Source organism: Pseudoalteromonas sp. C12FD-1 (assembly GCF_037414265.1).
Lineage (GTDB): Bacteria > Pseudomonadota > Gammaproteobacteria > Enterobacterales > Alteromonadaceae > Pseudoalteromonas.
Map to the genome: position 1 here is coordinate 1 of NZ_JBBEVD010000069.1, position 20,573 is coordinate 20,573.

Sequence of the window (20,573 nt, forward strand, 5' to 3'; positions counted from 1 at the left end):
GGATGCAGCAGGTAACACCGGCACAGGCACAGACAACGGTGAAGTGGATGTAACGCCACCGACTTTAGAGATCATTCCTTCGTTCTTACTTGGCAACTTAGTCTCTCTTTCTGGGGATTCTGATTTACCCGAAGGGTCAGTGATCACTATTACCGAGTATCTTGTTGGCGGTGCTGTAGGCGCTACCTATACGGCGACGACGAATGCTGATGGCACATGGGGACTTGCAAACATAACAGTACCTTTGCTTAGCCTTGCATATGTTACTGCAACTGCAAGTGATGCGGCCGGCAATGTTGCGAGCGTTAACTCACTTAATTTTGATAATGAAGCACCTGCGCTTAGTGTGACTGTAGATGCATTATCGAATGATGCAACGCCAGTGATTTCTGGTACTACAGATATGGATCAAGGAACCGAGATACAACTTACCGTTGTAGATAGTGCAGGTCAAAGCCAGCAGTTTACGGCCATAGTTCAAGCTAATGGAAGTTGGTCTGTTGAAGTGCCAACCGAGCTTTCGCAAGGGCAATATACGGTTACCGCTGAGGTAAGAGACGACGTTGGGAATTTAACTTCTGAGCAAGCACAAGGTGAAATAGACAGCATAGCACCTACTCTTAGCGTTAACCCTATCGACACTACAGCAGATACAACGCCAACCCTATCAGGCACCAGTGATGCCATAGGTGCTGATGTAATAATAAGCATTGATGGCCAAACCTTTATTGCGGTAGTAGATACTGACGGAAATTGGCAGGTAGAGGTACCATCTGCACTTACCGATGGTAACTATACGGCGCAAATTAATGTTGCTGACGACGCTAATAATATCACTAGCACAACAATTGACTTAACAATTGATACTCAGATACCCATAGTCACATTGGATGAAATAACCGTATTTAACACAGATACCCCAGTTATTAGCGGTACATCAACAGAGCCTACTGGCACAAATGTAGATATTGTTATTACAGATAGTAATGGGGATACGCATACGTTAGCTGCTACGGTTGATACAGATGGTAATTGGCAAACCACAGCGCCCAATTTACCACAAGGAAATTACAGTGTTGTTGTTAGTATTACCGATGATGCTAATAATACTGGTTCAGCGACTGGAACAGGTCTTGTTGATACTCAAGCACCAACCATTACCATTGACGCATTAGGTACAATTAATAGCAGCACGCCTACTATTTCAGGTACCTCTAATGAGGTTGAAGGTACTACAATCAATGTCACAGTTACTGATGGTGATAGCGTTGATACCTACACAACGACTGTGGGTGCAGGCGGGGTATGGAGTGTTGATGTAACTACGCCATTAACTGATGGACAAGTGACAGTTTCAGCAAGCATTACTGATACTGCAGGTAATAGCAGTGAAGCAAATGCGACTGCCACACTTAACACTAATGCACCTACCATTAATATAAACACCATTGTTGATACAAACGATCAAACGCCTACGCTTTCTGGGTCGAGTAGTGCTGAAAATGGTACGGTAGTTACAGTTACTATTACTGATGTTAATAATGTTTCGCATACGGTTACAACTACTGTAATTGACAATACATGGAGTGTAGATGCGACAAATATTCTTCCTGAGGGCACGTTTACTGTTTCAGCCAGTGTAACTGAAGGTGGCTTAACAAGCAGTGCAACAGATACAGGGCTTATAGATTTAACAGCCCCAGTATTAAATATTACACCGCTACTAACGAGCAATGATACAACGCCTACAATTTCAGGTACAAGTACAGCCCCACAAGGCGCGATAGTCGCTATTTTGATTACAGATAGCTTAGGCGCAGAGCAAACAGTTAATGCCACAGTTGGTGCAAATGGTACATGGTCAGTTGCTGCTCCTTTATCGCTTAGCGAAGGTACGTATACTGTTACTGCATCAACCAGTGATACAGCGGGTAATCCTGTAAATACTAGCACTACCGGTGTGGTTGATATAACTGCGCCAGTAGTAAGCATTAACGATATTATAGGTAGTACAGACTTAACACCTAGCGTTTCTGGCAGCGTAACAGGTGCAGCTGTAGGAGATGTGGTTGCTGTGGTATTTACCGACTTCCAAGGTAATGCGCATACTGTCAATACAACGGTGCAAGCCGGTGGAACTTGGTCAGTAGAGGCAAGCAACAGCCTTTCTCAGGGGGCATATTCAGTAGAAGTATTTATTACTGATAATGCCGGAAATACAGGCAGCAATATCGCTAACGCTAATATAGATACAATTGCGCCAGAAATTAGTATTGATCAAAGTTCATTAATACTTACCCAAGACAGCACGCCATTAATTAGCGGCACATCCAACGAGCCAAATACAAATGTTTTCGTTACGTTTACGGACTCAGCTGGCGCATCGCATCAAATTACCGTACAAACGGATGCTAATGGAGACTGGCAAGCTGCTGCAGATAACGTATTAGCCGAAGGGGTTTACAGTGTTACGGCAACGATTACTGATAACGCAGGAAACACATCGGTTGACAGTAAAACAGGTGGCGAAGTGGATACAGTGCCTCCAGAGCTTACTATTGTTCCTTCGTTCTTATTAGGTCAGTTGATTTCTTTATCTGGTACATCCGATTTGGGCGAAGGTAAAACCGTTACGGTTACTCTAGAGCTTGCAGGTGATTTACTTGACTTAACATACGATGTAACCACCGATGCCAACGGCGATTGGGAGTTATTGGGTCTAGCAGTTAATGTTATTGGCTTATCAGTTGTTGAAGCCTCTGCCACTGACGATGCAGGTAACACCACCACTATTACGACTGCAGATGTAGATGCCTCAACGCCATTACTTAATGCGGTGGTTGACTTTGTAACTGGCGAGGGAGATTTACCAATAATTAGCGGTACGACCGACCAAGCCCCAGGCACCGAAGTGCTAGTTAGAGTAGTAGATAGCGATAACGTAGTGCAAGATTTGATTGCCATAGTGCAGGCAGATAATTCATGGCTTGTACAAGTTCCTCAATCACTTGCTGAGGGCGTGTTTACTGTAACTGTAAATGTATTAAGTGAAGTAGGGATCACAGCTACACAGCTGCTAAGCAGTGTAGTAGATACCATCTCGCCAACACTTAATTTGCAAGTGATTGGTACAACGTCAGATTCTACTCCAATTATTCAAGGGACCAGTGATTTAATTAATGGTGTGGTAGAGATTCAACTGGACGGAGGTTCAGTATTAACAACAACAGTGAATGCAGCAGGGCTATTTTCACTGGAAGTTGATGCGCTGACTGAAGGGCAGCATGTTGCCAACGTCAGTATCACTGATGATGCTGGCAATGTAGTAACACAAACACTTGAGTTTGTTGTTGATACGTTAGTACCTGTGGTAGATATTTTACCGTTGAGCATAAGTAATACTGACATACTAACTATTTCGGGTACTTCAGAGGAGGCTCCGGGTACAGACATTGATGTAACTGTAATTGATAATAACGGCAACGCAACAGTATTTGATGCCCTTGTTGGGAGTGATGGCACGTGGTCATTACTAACCACGAGCCTACCCGATGGTATATATAGTGTATTTGCAAGTATTACTGATGCTGCGGGTAACGTAGGTCAATCGGTTACTGAGCAAGTGACCATTGATACCATTCCACCAGCGCTAGGGATAGACGCCTTTGGTGTACTTAATACATTAACGCCAACTATTACTGGCACCAGTGACGAAGAAACCGGTAGCTTAATCACGGTTAACATTACAGACTCTACAAGTACACTCTTTGTAGTTACTACAACGGTATTAGGGGATGGGACATGGCTTATTGTTACTCCGGTTCTAGCTGAAGGTGATTTAACCGTTGAAGCCATTAGTATTGATGATGCAGGAAATATAGCAACAGTGACACAAACGGGCACCGTTAGCACTACTTTACCGGGCCTATTAATCAACCCAATAATAGATACAAGCGATACAACCCCTACCATTAGCGGTACTACCGATGTGTTAAATGGCGATGTAGAAGTTGTAATAACCGATAGTAGTGGTACAGCAACTACTTACAACACACAGGCTATTGCAGGAGTGTGGACATTAATACCAACCACTCCATTAGCTGAAGGTGCGTTTACGGTTGATGCGACAGTCGAAAACTTAAACCTTACAAGTTCTACAAGCCTAAGTGGTATTGTTGATTTAACACCGCCAGCAATCGAAATTGACCAGCTACCAGTGACTAACAACTCTCTACCAACTATTACAGGTACAAGTGATGCGCCAGCAGGTACAACACTGAGCGTAGTTATAACAGATTCTAATAACGATTCTCAAACTATTACTGCCCAAGTCGCAGGAAATGGCACATGGACAGTAACAGCGACTACCATACTGAGTGAAGGTGGCTTTAGCGCTACAGCATCAATAAGTGATACTGCGGGTAACTCTGCTAGCGATACTATGGTGTCAAGCACAGACTACACAGCGCCAACTGTCGTCATAGAACCAATATTGGGAGGGCAAGATACTACGCTTACTGTTACAGGCTCAGTAACGGGAAGCTTCGCAGGCGCGTTAGTAGTCGTTATGTTTACTGATTCAGCGGGTGCCACTCATAATGTTGAAACAACTGTTGGACCTGATGGAACTTGGAGCGTCACTGCTACAGAAGTACTACCTGAAGGTAACTACAGTGTGGATGTAAACATTGTTGATGCTGCAGGCAACACAGGTACGCAATCCATAAGTAGCGTAATTGACTCAGGTATTACGATTGACTCGGGACTCGCTCTAACAGCGGATCAAAGTCCACTTATTACAGGAACTGCTGGTGCTGGAGAAACTATATTAGTCACCTTTAGCGGCGCAACGGAAGTAACTAAACAGGTAACTGCCGACGCATCCGGGGCATGGAGTGCTTCACCGGATACGGGGTTAGCTGATGGGGCTTATACTGTAACAGCAGTAGCAACTGATACATCAGGCAATACAACATCAAGCGGTAGCGTATCTGGGTTGGTTATAGATACAACACCAATAGGTTTCGAGGTTACTAATTTTAGTTCAGGGGTTTTAGGTGTTGTACTTCCATCAGTTCAAGGAACAACAGAGCCAGATACCGAAGTGTATATTATTGGCTCTTCATTATTAGGTGTTGACTTGCTCGGTCTAGATTTAGATGTATTAGAACTATCAAGTAGCTTTACTTCAGATAATAATGGGGATTGGGGAGGGTTCTTAAACTTAGCTAATCTGAACATTGGTGGAGGGGAGCAATATTATTTCGTTACTGTTGATGAGGTAGGAAACTACTTAATCAAAAATACTTCTAATGAGATAGAACAGTCTGGCAATATATACACGTCACAATCTGGCTCTGGGGCAGGCGATACCATGCCTTCGTCATTTTTTGATGAGTCAGCATTGGGTGATACGCAGAGCGATGGAGTGTTAAGCACAGAAACGATAAACCTTGAAAATATAGGAAGTATGACAAGTTCATCTGAGCAAGTTGTACAGGTAAGCGAAACAGAGCCACTTAATATAAACGATGTAATTATTGACTCTGAAACAGAGCAATTGCTTGCATTAAATAACTCACTTGATGAAGAAGGCTCTGCAATTGCGTACTCATCTGCACAAAGTGGCGGAAGTACCGATGAGGCAGCGCCAGCCGTTGATGTTCAAAACCAATCAGAGGAAATGATTAAACACTTAATTGAAAATGGTAACAATCAAACAGATATTTAAATGACTAACCCACTTCAGTTAAATAGCTGAAGTGGGTTTCTAAAACTCACTTAATCAAAAGTTTGGTCTAAGTAGTGAACCTAAAAAGCCCTTATTGAGACTTCAATAAGGGCTTTTTAAATAAAATAGGATAAATAAAAGCAGTTAAGCTTTTAGGTTACGAACCAGCTTGCTGTCGGTATTAACCACGCTACCGCCTTGGTCGTAAGTCATGCTAGTTGGGGCGCCTATTAAAATATCTTTTAGTTGTTTTACACTTAAGTGCGCTTGGCGGGCAGCATGTGAGTTTACTTTATTTTGTTTTTGGCACTGCGCTAACTGCACTTTAACTTGCGCTACTCGATCAGTTACTTCAGAGGCATTTTCATCATTAGCAGCAAAGAGTTTATTTAACTCTTTATCGAGCTGGGTGAGTTTGGTTAAAAAAGACATTTTTTGTTGGGCAAGCTCTTTTAAACCTTCACCTCTGCGAGAGGCAATAATACTAAGCTCTTCGTTTAATAACGCATATAATGAATCCAAGCATTTAACTTGCTCATCTAATTTAACGCTAATTAAACTATTGTGATCAGCCATATACGTTAAACTCAAAATCAGCTAAGTTTTTAGTCAGCTTTTCGGCATCAATTTGGTATTTACCTTCGGTAATCGCTTTTTTAAGTTCAGCAACTTTTTCACTATCAAAGCCAGATGACTGCTGCGCTTTATCTTGCAGAGTTTTTAACTGCTGTGCTTGTGGCGTCAGGCTCACTGAATCGCTCGCCGCTTTAGGCGAAGGAGTGTGTGCTGTTTGTGTACTTGCAGCGTTATCTTTTTTAATATCAACTTGTTGCTGTTTAGCGTTTGTAAGCGCATTAGCTTGTTGATTACTACCATTAACTTGATTAACCATAATAATAAACCTGTATATTACCCAACTTATGCCAAGTTATCGGCATATACATAGGATACTTTAGTATAAATCGAAATTAAATATTAACTTGAACAGACTCTACACCATCTACACGTGCATTCAAAATTTTACCGGATTTTTTATTCTTGATCTGTACTTGCTCACCAAGGGTGCCATCTTCAAGTGCTATCCCCGTGGTTTTTATTCTAAGTCCTTTAATACTCGCATAAATATTAACAGCGTCGCCTTTGCAAACCATACAAATTTGGTTGAGCAAAACAGGCATCCCGCTTCTAATATTTCGCTTACTACGACTGCCAATGAGCATTAAAGGGTCATCTAAATATTGTACTCTTACAAACTGCGAAGGCTTCATTTGTACGCTTAGATGAGACTTAGTAATAACCTCACCACGTGCTAGATTTGCCGTGGCAACCACAACGGGTGCCATTTTAACAATTCTTACATGGACATATTGAGTCCAGCTTTGCGCATCGTTACACTTTATTTGTACAGTCACCTGACGTGTAAAGGGTGGCTCATTTGGTACAACTAGCTCTGGCTCGTTTTCACATACTCTATCAGGAATACGGCTATCGAGGGCAAGGGCGGTAATCTCTACATTTTTTTCAAGTGGCACGGTAACTTGTTCAGCAATATGAGAAATTGCTATTTCTTGTAATATATCTTTGCTATACACATTTGCCTGAGTAGGTAATGCAAAGCATAAGCTAGCAAGAAAATAAAAAACATTGTATCTTCTGGACTTTTTTAACAAACTCATAATGTTTCGACTATGCTTATGGTTTCAAACAGGGTATAAATATTTTGCGTCAAAAAGTAGACGCTCCCGCGATGTTATGTAGCTTTATAAACAGAAAGCAATTATCGTTCCGCATTATTTGTTTTCTTTAGGAGATTTGAATGGCAGGCATTTTAGACTCAGTAAACCAACGCACCCAGTTGGTTGGGCAGAACCGCCTAGAATTACTATTATTTAAGCTCAGAGGGCGTCAGCGTTTTGGGATCAACGTATTTAAAGTAAGAGAAGTACTACAATGTCCTCCTTTAACAAGTATGCCAAAATCAAATGCATACATTAGAGGAGTTGCGCATATTCGAGGTCAAACTATTTCAGTTATCGACTTATCAATGGCCGTAGGCGGTCGACCTATCGAAAATGTAAAAGACAGCTTTATTATAATTGCAGAGTACAATCGTTCAGTGCAGGGCTTTTTAGTTGGCGGCGTTGAGCGAATAGTTAACATGAACTGGGAAAAAATAATGCCACCCCCATCGGGAGCAGGGCGTTACTCTTATTTAACTGCCGTTACCGAGATTGAAAACGAACTGGTCGAAATTCTCGATGTAGAAAAAATCTTAAACGAAATTTGCCCAGTAAATACCGAAGTGAGTGCCGACCTTGCTGCCGACAGTGCAATACAAAAAGACTTAGGTGAACGTATTGTATTTATTGCCGACGATTCAGCTGTTGCACGTAACCAAGTAAAAAGAGCACTTGAGCCACTTGGTGTGCAAACTGAACTTGCAAAAAATGGTAAAGAGGCTTTAGTTAGGCTTAAAGAAATAGCCGAGCTTGATTGTAAAAATGATATTACTGAGCGTGTAGGTTTATTGATATCTGACGTTGAAATGCCTGAAATGGACGGCTATACATTAACGGCAGAAATTAAAGCAGATCCAAAATTAGCGCCTTTACATGTTATTTTACACACTTCTTTGAGTGGCGTGTTTAATCAGGCGATGATCGAAAAAGTAGGCGCGGATGACTTTATAGCAAAATTTAACCCAGATGAATTGGCAACAGCAGTAAAAAAATGGGTTCACTGTGACTAAGCAACAATAGGTGTTAGTAATTTGAATAGTAAAGATTTGCAGCAAAGTGACTACGATCAATTTCGCTCATTTTTAGAGCAGCAATGTGGTATTGTGTTAGGGGAAAACAAGCAATATTTAGTAAAAAGTAGGCTTGCTCCGCTTATGGCTCGTTTTAATGTCGAATCTTTATCACAATTAGTGACTAAAACGCTTGCCCCCCATGAGCGGCAACTTAGAGCCGCTGTGGTCGATGCCATGACCACTAATGAAACCTTATGGTTTAGGGATCAATATCCTTTTGAGCTTTTAAAAAATAAATTGTTTCCAGAGTTTAAAGACCTCCGTAGGCCATTAAAAATTTGGTCAGCGGCTAGCTCTTCAGGCCAAGAGCCTTATTCTATTGCCATGTCTGTGGCTGAGTTTCAGGCACATCAACCGAGCGTACTGCGTATGGGGGCACAAATTATTGGTACTGATATTTCCAATACAATGCTCGATATGTGTAAAAACGCTGAATATGATGCGTTGGCATTAGCACGAGGCCTATCAGCAGAGCGCCGTAAAAAGTTCTTTATGGATAGCGGCAACGGTATGGCAAAAGTTGTCGACTCAGTCAGAAAGCAGGTGAGCTTTAGGCATTTAAACCTGCTTGATTCTTATGCCTTAATGGGCAAATTTGATATTATTTTTTGCCGCAATGTACTTATATATTTTTCACCTGAGGTGAAAGCAAAAATCATTAGCCAGTTTGCCCAAGCACTAAACCCAAAAGGATATTTATTTTTGGGTGCCTCAGAGTCAATGACTGGCTTAAGTAATGAGTTTGAGATGGTTCGTTGTAACCCTGGGATCATCTACCAAAAAAAATAATTTGCCCTTCCTTCCCATTAAAAACGACGTTTAAACGTCGTTTTTTCATTTATATAACAAGCCCCTATAAAAAAATAGCGTAACACAATACTACTGGCTTATTAATTGCTTTAACTTAGGTAAGTCAATTTTTTGGAGAACGTTATGGCTATCAGTTTTGATAAAGCATTAGGTGTGCACCCGCATGCAATGTTGATCCGCTCACAGCGGGCAGAAGTACTTGCCACAAATATAGCGAATGCTGATACGCCTGGCTATAAAGCAAAAGATATCGACTTTGCTTCTGCATTAAAAGCGGCAAGGTCAACTCAGCAAAGCGGCAATAGCATGGTTACTACCAATGAAAAACATATTACTGGCGGTACTCGCAGTGTAGGTGGGGTAGAATTATTTCGCACACCAAATCAAGGAGATACAGGCGATGGTAACTCGGTTGATATACAGGTGGAACGAAACTTGTATACACAGAATGCGATGGAGTATCAGGCAAGCCTGCAATTTTTAAGTAGTAAATTTAAGGGCCTGAATAAAGCGCTCGGTAGTCAAGGGTAATAATTATGAGTTTATATAACGTTTTTGATATTTCAGGTAGTGGTATGAGTGCGCAAAATGTGCGCTTAAATACTACCGCAAGTAATATTTCGAATGCTAATACAATTAGCTCATCCCAAGATAAAACTTACCGAGCACGCCAACCTGTATTTGCTGCCGAGCTGACTAAAGCGTCTGCCTCAGCTAGCAACCCTCAGGGCTCCGCTGTTGGTGTTAAAGTGCTGGGAATTGTTGAGAGTAACAAACCACTACAAATTGAATATAACCCTAATCACCCAAGTGCGGATGAAAATGGCTATATCTATAAACCCAACGTTAATGTTGTTGAGGAGATGGCAAATATGATCTCTGCTTCTCGCTCTTATCAGACAAACGTGCAAGTTGCCGATGCAGCTAAGCAAATGTTAAGCAAAACGCTGTTACTTGGGCAGCGATAACCGAGGGTAGGTTATGAGTAACGATATTAGTACTAGTTCATCTTTTATGGACTCGATAACTTGGCAAGAAACCCAAGTAGCGACATCCACTGAAGAGAGCGATGCCTTAACGCAAGAAGATTTTTTCTCGTTGCTAACTCAGCAGCTATCGTATCAAGACCCGAGTAATCCGGCTGATAACGATCAGATGATTGCGCAAATGACTAATTTTACTATGGCGCAAGGCATCACAGATTTAAACACAAACTTTGAGTCACTTGCCTCGTCAATGACCTCAAACTCTGCCTTACAAGCATCAACGCTGGTTGGTAAGCAAGCGCTTTTAGAATCTAATACGCTTGAGCTTGGCGAAAGCGGCGAAGCAAAAGGGTCTGCGGTTGCTGAAGAAGCCGTTGATAATTTAAAAATTAAAGTCACAGATGCTTCTGGCCAACTGGTTAGAACTATCGATATGGGTTCGCAAGCAGCTGGAGCAGTGCGCTTTAGCTGGGATGGTAATAATGAATCCGGTGAGCGCCTACCAGAGGGTGAATACACCATTACTGCAGAGGGCAGCACCAATGGTGAGTTTTCAAGCTTACCGGTGGCTACATTCAAAAACATTGAAAGCGTTAATATCAATGGCTCTAGTGGCATTATTATTAACACCAAAGAAGGCGCGGTTAGGTTGACAGATGTCGCAGAGATCGCATAACCAATTAAAAAGTATTTCGCCTGCTAGCAGGCTATTAGATCAAAAGTTAGAGGTGAATTATGAGCTTTAATATTGCACTTACAGGCCTAGCAGCCGCACAAAAAGATTTAGACGTGACGGCAAATAACATTGCCAATGTAAATACCACAGGTTTTAAAGAATCGCGTGCTGAATTTGCTGATGTTTACGCTGCATCTGTGTTTAGCGCAGGCAAAACTAAAAATGGTGATGGTGTGCAAACAACCATGGTTGCACAGCAATTTCACCAAGGGTCACTGCAATTTACTAATAACTCATTAGACTTAGCGATTACTGGCGAAGGGTATTTTGCAATGACCGATGATATTTCGTCGCAAGATTTAACCTATACTCGTGCAGGTGCATTTAAGCTTAACCAAGATAACTTTATGGTTGATGCTAAAGGCAATTATTTACAAGCTTTTCCAGTAGACTCATCTACAGGTGATACCACATCAGTTAGTTTAAGTACTACAAACCCGATTCAAATTCCTGACTCGTCTGGTTCACCTCGCGCTACAGAGAACGTATTTTTATCGTTTAACTTAGATGCAACAGCTGATGCAACAGGCCTCGATTTTGATCCGACATCTAACGGCACCTATAACTCATCAACGTCTACAACAGTTTATGACTCATTAGGTGAACCACATATTCTGCAATACTTTTTTGTAAAAGAAGAAGATGCTGCCTCCGGTGGTACTGATAATAGCTGGGAAGTCTACGCCACACTTGATGGCAAGGTAATAGACGGTACATCTGGTGCAGAGCAAACAACCACGCCATATACACCGATTACTACACTTGGTTTTGATTCTAGCGGTTTACCTGCCACAACGGGTGGTGTAGCAAATACTAACGCGACTACATTTGATGAAATTAATTTACCGGCAGGTGCAGGTACTGGTTTATCGTCAATGCTTGATAACGGCGCAACCTTCCCAAGTACAGGGATTGAGCTAAACTGGCGCGATGAAAACAATACCGCAGGGCGTATTCCTACTCAGTATTCAAGTGGTTTTGAAGTAAAAGCACTTGACCAAGATGGCTCTACAGTGGGTCGTTTAGCGGGTATTGATATTGGCACAGATGGTAAAATTGTTGCCTCATACAGTAATGGTGATTCAACCTACTTAGGCCAAGTTGCTATGGTACGCTTTCCAAACTCTCAAGGCTTATCACAAGTAGGTGATACCAGTTGGAAGCAAAGTATTGACTCTGGTGAGCCAGTAGCCGGTGAAGCAGGCTCGGGTACTTTTGGTAGTATTAACTCATCTGCGCTTGAGCAATCAAATACTAACCTCACAAACGAGTTAGTTGATTTGATTACCGCTCAACGCAACTACCAAGCAAACTCACGAGCGCTTGAAGTTAATTCAACAATTCAGCAAAGTATTTTGCAGATTCGATAAGTTAATCTTATTTTTGGTTAAAATTCTAAGGCTGCATTTTTGCAGCCTTTTTTGTAGCTGAGTGGCTAAAATTAGCGGAGCTGAACCGCTCACCACCTTCCTAATATTGCGTCAAATTTAATCTGGCATCTATTTTGCATTTATCAACTCAGAGATTTTTTATGTGAGTCGATGTTATGGACAAAATGGTCTACATTGCAGCCTCTGGTGCTAAGCAAAGCCTACAAGGGCTTGCACTCAAAGCCAATAATTTGGCAAACGCAAACACCACAGGCTTTAAAGCTGACTTTGCGCAAGCGCGCTCTATGCAAGCATTTGGCGAGGGCTTACCAACACGCGTGTTTTCAATGCAAGAGCGACCAGGTTCTAACATGACCTCTGGCGGCATAATCGAAACAGGGCGAGATTTAGATATTGCCATGAGCGATAACGCCTGGCTTGCCGTTCAAGATGACTCAGGAAATGAAGCATACACAAAAGTAGGTACGCTGAACATTACTGCTCAAGGCATGTTAGTAACGAGCCACGGTCGTCAAGTTATTGGCGAAGGTGGCCCCGTAATTCTACCTGTTCCTATTGAAAAAATAAGCTTTAGTGAAGATGGTGCCATACAGGTTCGCCCCCAAGGCGCACCAGCCAATTTTTTAGAAGAAGTAGATACGCTACGTGTTGTTGAAGGAAACAGCAGGCAGCTTGAAAAAGGCAACGATGGCTTATTTAGACCAGTACCTGGGCAAGCCGTCGATACTTCTGCAAATGTAAAAGTGTTAAGTGGTGCACTGGAAATGTCTAACGTTAATCCAGTTCACGAAATGGTCGATATGATCAACCACCAACGTCAATTTGAGTTACAAGTAAAACTAATGAAAACAGCTGAAGAGATTGACGAGCGTCAAGATCAGTTGATGCGCATAGTTTAACTTTAAAATGAGGGCATACTTATGAATCCTGCATTGTGGATAAGTAAAACAGGGCTAGACGCTCAACAAACTGATATTTCAGTTATTTCAAATAACTTGGCGAATGCCAGTACCGTAGGTTACAAAAAAAGCCGCGCTATTTTTGAAGATTTATTGTATCAAAACATCAACCAGCCTGGCGGGCGTTCTTCGCAAGATACTGAGTTGCCGTCTGGCTTAATGCTAGGTGCTGGTGCAAAAGTGGTTGCTAACCAAAAAGAGTTTACGCAAGGTAATATGCTCACCACCGAAAACTCACTCGACTGGATGATCTCTGGCGAAGGTTTTTTTGAAGTGTTGCAGCCTGATGGCAATATTGCTTATTCGCGTAATGGGCAATTTACTACCGATGAAGATGGCCGCATTGTTACCTCAGGTGCGGGTTTTGTGGTTCAGCCCGAAATGAACGTACCGGATGATGCGCAATCAATCACTGTTTCGCAAGATGGCGAGGTATCTGTACGTGTAGCAGGGCAAGCCGATAATGTGGTGATTGGCCAGCTAACAATTAGTGACTTTATTAATCCATCGGGTCTTGAGCCAATTGGTCAAAACCTTTACACCGAAACCGCTGTTAGTGGTGCGCCTGTACAAGGCAATCCGGGTGTAGAGGGCTTAGGTACTATTATTCAGGGCTCGCTTGAAACATCAAACGTTAATGTAACGGAAGAGTTGGTAAACCTTATCGAAACTCAACGTGTGTACGAAATGAACTCAAAAGTAATCTCGGCCGTTGACGAAATGATGAGCTACATCAATCAACAGTTATAACCGTGCACAAGGGGATAGTTATGCGTAATGTTATTTTATTTGCAGCAGGCAGCTTATTTTTAACTGGCTGTGTTTCTACGCAAAATAGTGAAGTGGTTCAAGATGACCCATACTACGCACCCATGTACCCAGAGCCTGTAGCAGAGCCTGTTGTTGCAACGGGCTCGTTGTTTAACACCAATACATTTAATGATTTGTACTCAGACAAAAAAGCACTTAGAACAGGCGATATCATCACCGTTAAGCTTGAAGAGTCAACACAAGCTACAAAAGCCGCTAAAACCGAAACTGATAAAGAAACCGAAGCCAGCCTAGACCCCGTTATCGGGTTAGGAGGTTTACCTGTCAATATAGGTGGCGACAGTATCCAGTTTGGCATTGGTAGTGATTCATCATTCACTGGAGATTCTAAATCAAATCAGTCAAACAGTTTAGTGGGCGATATTTCTGTGAATGTTATGCGCGTTTTACCCAATGGCAACTTAGTTATCCGTGGTGAAAAATGGCTAACACTTAACACCGGCGAGGAGTTTATTAGGCTCGAAGGCCTTGTGCGTCCGCAAGATGTGAGCGCCGATAACACGGTTGAGTCGAATAGAATTGCCAATGCCCGTATTCAATACTCAGGCAAAGGGCAAACACAAGAAGCGCAAAGCCCAGGGTGGCTAACCCGCTTCTTTAGTAGCTCATTATTTCCGTTTTAGAGGATAGTAGTATGAAAAGCATTAAAGCGATTATTTTAATCATACTGCTAGGCTGGCAATTTTCTGCCAGCGCTGAGCGTATAAAAGATGTCTCTATGGTTGAAGGTGTACGGGCCAACCAGTTAGTAGGCTATGGTTTAGTGGTGGGGCTGCCTGGTACAGGTGAGCAAAACTCTTACACGCAACAAAGTTTTAGAGGCATGCTAAACAGTTTTGGTATTACGCTGCCTTCAACACAAAGCCCTAAAATTAAAAATGTAGCTGCAGTGGCAGTCCATGCTGAGCTGCCGCCGTTTAGAAAACCTGGTCAAACAATCGATATTACGGTTTCTTCTATTGGTAGCGCAGGCAGTTTACGTGGTGGTACGTTGTTGCAAACCTTTTTAAAAGGGGTTGATGGTAACGTATACGCCATAGCACAAGGTAGCTTAATTGTAGGTGGCTTAGGCGCTCAAGGGCTTGATGGCAGTAAAGTGGTTATTAATACCCCGACAGTTGGCCGCGTACCTAACGGAGCCACTGTTGAGCGAGAAGTTAAGAGCCCTTTTATGCAAGGCGACTACATTACGTTTAACTTAAACCGCCCAGACTTTACAACGGCAAAACGCCTAGAAACAACAATTAACAATTTGGTAGGCCCTAATAGTGCACAAGCTATTGATGCTGCCTCAGTACGCGTTATTGCGCCACGTGATGCATCGCAACGGGTGTCTTATTTATCAACGCTTGAAAACCTAGAGTTTAAACCTGCTGACACCTCAGCCAAAATTATTGTCAATTCACGTACGGGCACGATTGTTATTGGCAAAAATGTGAAGTTACAGCCTGCGGCAATAACCCACGGCGGCCTAACAGTTACTATTGCTGAGCAGCAAAATGTGACGCAGCCTAACCCATTAGCAGAAGGCGAAACCGTTGTTACACAGCAAAGTATTATTGATGTTAATCAAGATGATTCTCGTGCGTTTGTATTTAACCCCGGTGTAAGTTTAGATGACTTAGTACGTGCAATAAACGAAGTAGGTGCAGCACCTGGCGATCTAATGGCTATTTTAGAAGCTCTAAAAGAAGCAGGTGCAATTAACGGACAACTTGTTGTTATCTAAAATTATTAAAAGCTCGGTATTCCAGTAATGTAGCCGAGCTTTTTTAATAGAACCTTCCTTTAAAAATACCTTTGGCTCAATTTTTGCATTTTCTAAAACATTATTCATTTTTGTGTCAAAAAGCTGATGGAAACAAATCACCTCGATAAGCAAAACTTTTTTGATTTAAGTAATCTTAATACTTTACGTCAAGACGCTTTAAACAGCGGTGATGCATCTACAGATGCCTCTAAAGCAGCGCTAAAAAAAGCAGCAGCACAATTTGAAGCTATTTTTACACAAATGCTGTTAAAAGGGATGCGTAAAGCCAACGAAGCATTTGAAGATGAAGACAGTCCGTTTAACTCTAGCGGCGTAAAGTTTTTTGAAGAAATGCACGATCAGCAACTTTCTTCTGAGCTTTCATCAAATGGGTCTTTGGGTTTGGCTGATTTAATCGTTCAGCAGCTCTCACCAGAGGCTGAGAATTTTATGCCTGGTTCAGTTTTAAGAACAACCAACGACTTTATGAGCGATAAACGCGCAGGCTCTGAGCTGCCGCACGAAAAAGTGCACAGTATAAAGCAAGCAAATAAAGATGACTTAGTAGCCAGCAGTGAAGCAACACAAACTAAAACCACAACACAGCCTACACAGCAGTCGTCGTTTAATAATGCTGAAGAGTTTGTGAGTTCCGTGTGGGAGCATGCTAAAGCAGCGGCCGAAAAAATTGGTTTAAATCCTGCTGTAATGGTGGCCCAAGCGGCTCTTGAGACGGGTTGGGGCAAGCACATAATTAATAAAAGCGATGGGAATAGCTCAAATAATCTGTTCAATATTAAATCAGATAGAAGTTGGGATGGTGATAAAGCAAGTAAAGTTACGCTTGAATTTGAGCAAGGTACGCCTGTTAAAAAGCAAGCAAGTTTTAGAGCTTACGATTCTATAAAAGAAAGCGTGAACGACTTTGTCGATTTTTTAACGCAAAACCCACGTTACGAAGAAGCATTACAAAAAACAGCACAGCCAAATGAATTTTTAGATTCGCTACAAAAAGCAGGCTATGCAACAGACCCTAATTACGCGAGTAAAATAAAAAAAGTGCTAAATAGCAGTGAGCTTAAAAATATTGCAACAAGCGCGTTTGCCAAAGGAGTGAAGTAATATGTCGTTTAGTTTATTAAATATTGCCAGTGCTGGGGTACGCTCAAGCTCTGAGCTGTTGCAAACGACCAGTAAAAACATCACCAATGTAAATACAGAAGGCTACGTTCGTGAGCGCACTGAATTTACTACGATGGTAGATAACCAAGTAGGGCGCGGCGAAACATATAGGCTTTTAAATGAGTTTGCCCAGTCGCAGTTAAACCGCGACACGTCAAATAAATCGTTTTTTGATCAGTTTGTAACAGAAGCCAACCGTGTTGATACTATTTTTTCAGAAGAATCTAATAACTTATCAACGGGCATAAATTCATTATTTAATAACGTGCAAGAGGCGCTAAATCAGCCGTCTTCATCAGTTGCTCGCTCACTCGTAATGACCGACGCGCAAAGTTTGGTTGATCAAATGGACAGGCTCTCAGATATTGTGCTTGAGCAACAAGGCATTGTGAATGAACAGCTTGAAATTTTTTCTGAAGAAGCCAATTCGCTCATACAAAATATAAATACGTTAAACCAAGAAATTGCAGTCGTAAATGGTACTAATAACGCATCAGACGCGAGTTCTATTTATAACCAGCGCGACTTAGCAATTCGTGAATTATCAGAGCTCGTAGATATAGAAACACTCGATGGCCCTAACGGCGAAAAACTCGTATTTATGGGGAGCGGTGAATCTTTAGTTATGGAAAACGGTACATTTAACTTGTTTTCGCTGTCGGGCGACCCGGATCCTAATTTTAAAGAATTGACGCTTGACTTTAATGGCGGCAAAGCTGTGCCGCTAGAAATAGATGCAACTAAATTAAAAGGCAAAATTGGCGGCTTACTCGCATTTAGAGACGACATACTCGTGCCTGCACAAAATCAAATTGGCCAAATGGGATTGGCAATTGCTGATGCGTTTAACGAGCAAAATAAATTGGGTATGGATGCTAATGGCGAGCTAGGCGGTGATATTTTTACCATACCTACCGTGGGTGCTTATGCATACCAAGCTAATACCGGCAGCGCCAGTTTAACCGCCACGCTTGAGGCCGGTAAAGGCAGTGAGCTACCTGCTAGTGACTTTATTGTTACTTATACCGCTAATGCAAATGAAGTGAGCATTCAGCCTATAGATAATAAAGGCGAGCCACTAGGCAGCGCTTCTTTAGCGACGATTCCACCATCTGGTGTCATCGACTCAGATGACATTACGAATGGTGGTGAGTCATTTGGGCTGCAAATTAATGTTACAGGAAGTGGTATAGAAGGCGACCAATTTCAAATAAAATTAAACTCAGAAGCCGCAACCAGTATTTCACTTGCTACCAGTCGCGGTGAAGACCTAGCGCTTGCTTCACCAATTCGCACAGCAAATAGTATCGACAATACAAGTACAGCAACTATTTCAGCAGGAGAGGTAACAAGTGTTACCTCCGGTGGTTTTAATTCGGCTCCTGGCTTAACAAACGGTGAAATAACCTTAGTTAAAGCTGCAGGTACCAATGATTATTTAATTAGTGACGGTAATGGCACTAATGTACCAATAACCATAGTACCACCAGCTGAAGGTGTGCTTTCACAGGCAGGCCCGCCTTATGACAGCTATGGTTTTGATTTTGACATTGAAGGCACGCCAGCTACCGGAGACACCTTTACCCTTGAATTTAACGAAGGCGGCTTTGACGATAACCGCAATGGTTTAAAACTCGCTGATTTACAAAATGGCGAATTTGTGCGTAAAAATGTAGTGACAACAGCCACTGCCGACAATCACGACACATTTAATCAAGCCTATTCTGGTTTAGTCAGTGATATTGGCGTAGTCACTGGTCAAGCCATTACCAGTGCCAGCGCATTTAATGCGTTAGCAGAGCAATCAGAAGCGTGGTATGAGTCGCTCTCGGGTGTAAACCTTGATGAAGAAGCTGCCAATTTATTACGTTTTCAACAATCATATTCGGCATCAGCTCAAGTATTGGCTGCTGCCCAAGAAGTTTTTGACACCTTATTAAGTGCGGCGAGGTAATTATGCGTTTATCAAATAACTTAATGTATCAAAACAACATTAATAAAATACTCGATAATCAACAAAGTGTTGCTAATGCACAAGAGCAAGTAACAACAGGTAAAAAATACTTAACGACCTCAGAAGCGCCTGCTGCTATTTCACAAGGGATGCTGTATTCAAATAAAATACAAACAAATGAGCAATATACTAAAAATATTGACCAATTAACTGGCCGCCTTGAAACCGAAGAAACCATCTTACAAAGTATAAATACCAATATTCAACAAGCTCAAGAGCTAGCTATTCAAGCGGGCAATGGTGTTTATACTCAAGATGATTTAGAGTCAATCGCGGCAGAGCTGAGTGAAATACAAAAAACACTCGTTAATTTAATGAATACCCGCTCAGAAGACGGTAAGTTTATATTTTCAGGCTACCAAGACAGCACCCAACCCTATCAATTTGACTCTACAACAGGTGAGTACACCTATAATGGGGATCAAGGCCAGCATGTTATAACCATTGCTGAAGGCGTGAGTATTAAATCAAGCGATAACGGTTTTGATACGTTCGAGAAAAGTGATGCAAGGTTAGATGTTACTGATAATCAAGCTGCGATCCCGGTAACTACGCCTGCAAATAATATTACAGCGGGCACGGTTTATGTAGATGGTCAAACAGAGTTCGACCGTTTCCATCAAGATAATTACAATGCAGATCCAACCGCAGCGGCAACAGCGAACACGTATAATGTTGTAATAACACCAGGCGCTACCGCTAACGACCCTGATACTTATGAAATTTTGCGTGACGGCGTGTCGCTAAGCCCTGCACAAGTAGGCGAGGTAACGGATGAGCCAATCGATTTTGCAGGGATGAAAATCGAATTTGAAGGCGCAGCACCCGGGCAGCTTGATTTTACCCTCGAAAAGCCGCACAAAGAAAATGTGCTTAATACATTACAATCGCTCATTACGGGGTTAAATGATGGCACACTTGAAAACGATGATTTTCAGCAAGTGTTAGCCGATGGTGTAGTACAGCTTCAAAATGCAAGTGAGCAAGTTGTGTATACGCAAGCGAGCTTAGGCGGGCGTATGAATGCGGTTGAAAGCGTAAGCGACTCAAATCTTGCGCAAGATATTCAAAACAAAAGCAACCTTTCTGATTTAGTAGAAGTAGACATGGCAGAAGCCATTAGTGAACTCACTAAACAAGAAACCGCACTGCAAGCCTCACAGGCTACATTTGGCCGTTTAACAAACCTTTCTTTATTTGATTACTTATAAACAGATTATAAGCAGAAATACCTTGCCGCTTTAGTTAGCATAAAGCGGCAAAAACCTCCCTCATTAGCGTGGCAATAATTTGTCACTTTAATACCTAAACATTTAACGCTTCGTTAACTCTGTGATGCTTCAAATAAAATTGTTTAAAAACAAGGTTTTA

General features: G+C 42.0%; 17 protein-coding genes. 14 read left to right on the plus strand and 3 right to left on the minus strand.

Going from position 1 to position 20,573, the window contains the following annotated elements; translation table 11 throughout:
• On the plus strand, window positions 1-5,731 hold a 5,731-nt coding region (locus WDB87_RS10005; RefSeq protein ID WP_337849804.1), incomplete at its 5' end, for a beta strand repeat-containing protein.
• A 144-nt stretch (window positions 5,732-5,875) separates the two neighbouring features.
• Here WDB87_RS10005 and flgN read toward each other — a convergent pair.
• From flgN to flgA, 3 genes are all read right to left on the minus strand, one after another.
• Entirely contained in the window at window positions 5,876-6,307 is a 432-nt protein-coding gene (gene flgN, locus WDB87_RS10010) for a flagellar protein FlgN (RefSeq protein WP_286244977.1), read from the minus strand.
• Window positions 6,300-6,623 carry a flagellar biosynthesis anti-sigma factor FlgM gene (gene flgM, locus WDB87_RS10015; RefSeq protein ID WP_286244976.1) on the minus strand — a complete coding sequence of 108 codons (324 nt, stop codon included), beginning with the start codon at window positions 6,621-6,623 and terminating at the stop codon, window positions 6,300-6,302. Before flgM ends, flgN begins: the two co-directional genes overlap by 8 nt.
• A gap of 76 nt (window positions 6,624-6,699) precedes the next feature.
• Window positions 6,700-7,407, minus strand: coding sequence for a flagellar basal body P-ring formation chaperone FlgA (gene flgA / locus WDB87_RS10020; RefSeq protein WP_286244975.1), 708 nt, complete (start codon window positions 7,405-7,407; stop codon window positions 6,700-6,702).
• A 140-nt stretch (window positions 7,408-7,547) separates the two neighbouring features.
• Between flgA and WDB87_RS10025 the strand changes: the two genes are divergently transcribed.
• The 13 genes from WDB87_RS10025 (at window position 7,548) to flgL (ending at window position 20,413) form a co-directional block, all read left to right on the plus strand.
• Window positions 7,548-8,480 (plus strand): chemotaxis protein CheV, encoded by a 933-nt coding sequence (locus WDB87_RS10025; protein ID WP_004588013.1) that lies wholly within the window; start codon window positions 7,548-7,550, stop codon window positions 8,478-8,480.
• A gap of 21 nt (window positions 8,481-8,501) precedes the next feature.
• On the plus strand, window positions 8,502-9,332 hold the full coding sequence (locus WDB87_RS10030) for a CheR family methyltransferase (RefSeq protein ID WP_337849805.1): 831 nt from the start codon (window positions 8,502-8,504) through the stop codon (window positions 9,330-9,332).
• A 144-nt stretch (window positions 9,333-9,476) separates the two neighbouring features.
• Complete coding sequence (gene flgB / locus WDB87_RS10035) at window positions 9,477-9,884, plus strand: flagellar basal body rod protein FlgB (protein ID WP_337849806.1); 408 nt, start codon at window positions 9,477-9,479, stop codon at window positions 9,882-9,884.
• A gap of 5 nt (window positions 9,885-9,889) precedes the next feature.
• The gene (flgC, locus tag WDB87_RS10040; RefSeq protein WP_004588016.1) at window positions 9,890-10,321 is read left to right on the plus strand and encodes a flagellar basal body rod protein FlgC; all 432 of its coding nucleotides are present in this window, start codon (window positions 9,890-9,892) and stop codon (window positions 10,319-10,321) included.
• Between the two features lie 13 nt (window positions 10,322-10,334).
• A complete protein-coding gene (locus WDB87_RS10045) occupies window positions 10,335-11,015 on the plus strand; it encodes a flagellar hook assembly protein FlgD (RefSeq protein WP_055016786.1) in 681 nt (226 codons plus the stop codon).
• Window positions 11,016-11,074: 59 nt separating this feature from the next.
• Window positions 11,075-12,445 carry a flagellar hook protein FlgE gene (gene flgE, locus WDB87_RS10050; protein WP_337849807.1) on the plus strand — a complete coding sequence of 457 codons (1,371 nt, stop codon included), beginning with the start codon at window positions 11,075-11,077 and terminating at the stop codon, window positions 12,443-12,445.
• A 176-nt stretch (window positions 12,446-12,621) separates the two neighbouring features.
• Window positions 12,622-13,365, plus strand: a complete 744-nt coding sequence (locus tag WDB87_RS10055) for a flagellar basal body rod protein FlgF (RefSeq protein WP_126007876.1) — start codon at window positions 12,622-12,624, stop codon at window positions 13,363-13,365.
• A gap of 21 nt (window positions 13,366-13,386) precedes the next feature.
• The gene (gene flgG / locus WDB87_RS10060; protein ID WP_004588020.1) at window positions 13,387-14,175 is read left to right on the plus strand and encodes a flagellar basal-body rod protein FlgG; all 789 of its coding nucleotides are present in this window, start codon (window positions 13,387-13,389) and stop codon (window positions 14,173-14,175) included.
• A 20-nt stretch (window positions 14,176-14,195) separates the two neighbouring features.
• Complete coding sequence (gene flgH, locus WDB87_RS10065) at window positions 14,196-14,879, plus strand: flagellar basal body L-ring protein FlgH (protein WP_286244969.1); 684 nt, start codon at window positions 14,196-14,198, stop codon at window positions 14,877-14,879.
• A gap of 11 nt (window positions 14,880-14,890) precedes the next feature.
• Window positions 14,891-15,985 carry a flagellar basal body P-ring protein FlgI gene (locus WDB87_RS10070; protein WP_286244968.1) on the plus strand — a complete coding sequence of 365 codons (1,095 nt, stop codon included), beginning with the start codon at window positions 14,891-14,893 and terminating at the stop codon, window positions 15,983-15,985.
• A gap of 126 nt (window positions 15,986-16,111) precedes the next feature.
• Complete coding sequence (flgJ, locus tag WDB87_RS10075) at window positions 16,112-17,128, plus strand: flagellar assembly peptidoglycan hydrolase FlgJ (protein ID WP_337849808.1); 1,017 nt, start codon at window positions 16,112-16,114, stop codon at window positions 17,126-17,128.
• A 1-nt stretch (window position 17,129) separates the two neighbouring features.
• Window positions 17,130-19,142, plus strand: coding sequence for a flagellar hook-associated protein FlgK (gene flgK / locus WDB87_RS10080; RefSeq protein WP_337849809.1), 2,013 nt, complete (start codon window positions 17,130-17,132; stop codon window positions 19,140-19,142).
• 2 nt (window positions 19,143-19,144) lie between these two features.
• Window positions 19,145-20,413, plus strand: coding sequence for a flagellar hook-associated protein FlgL (flgL, locus tag WDB87_RS10085; RefSeq protein WP_337849810.1), 1,269 nt, complete (start codon window positions 19,145-19,147; stop codon window positions 20,411-20,413).
• Window positions 20,414-20,573: the final 160 nt, after the last annotated feature.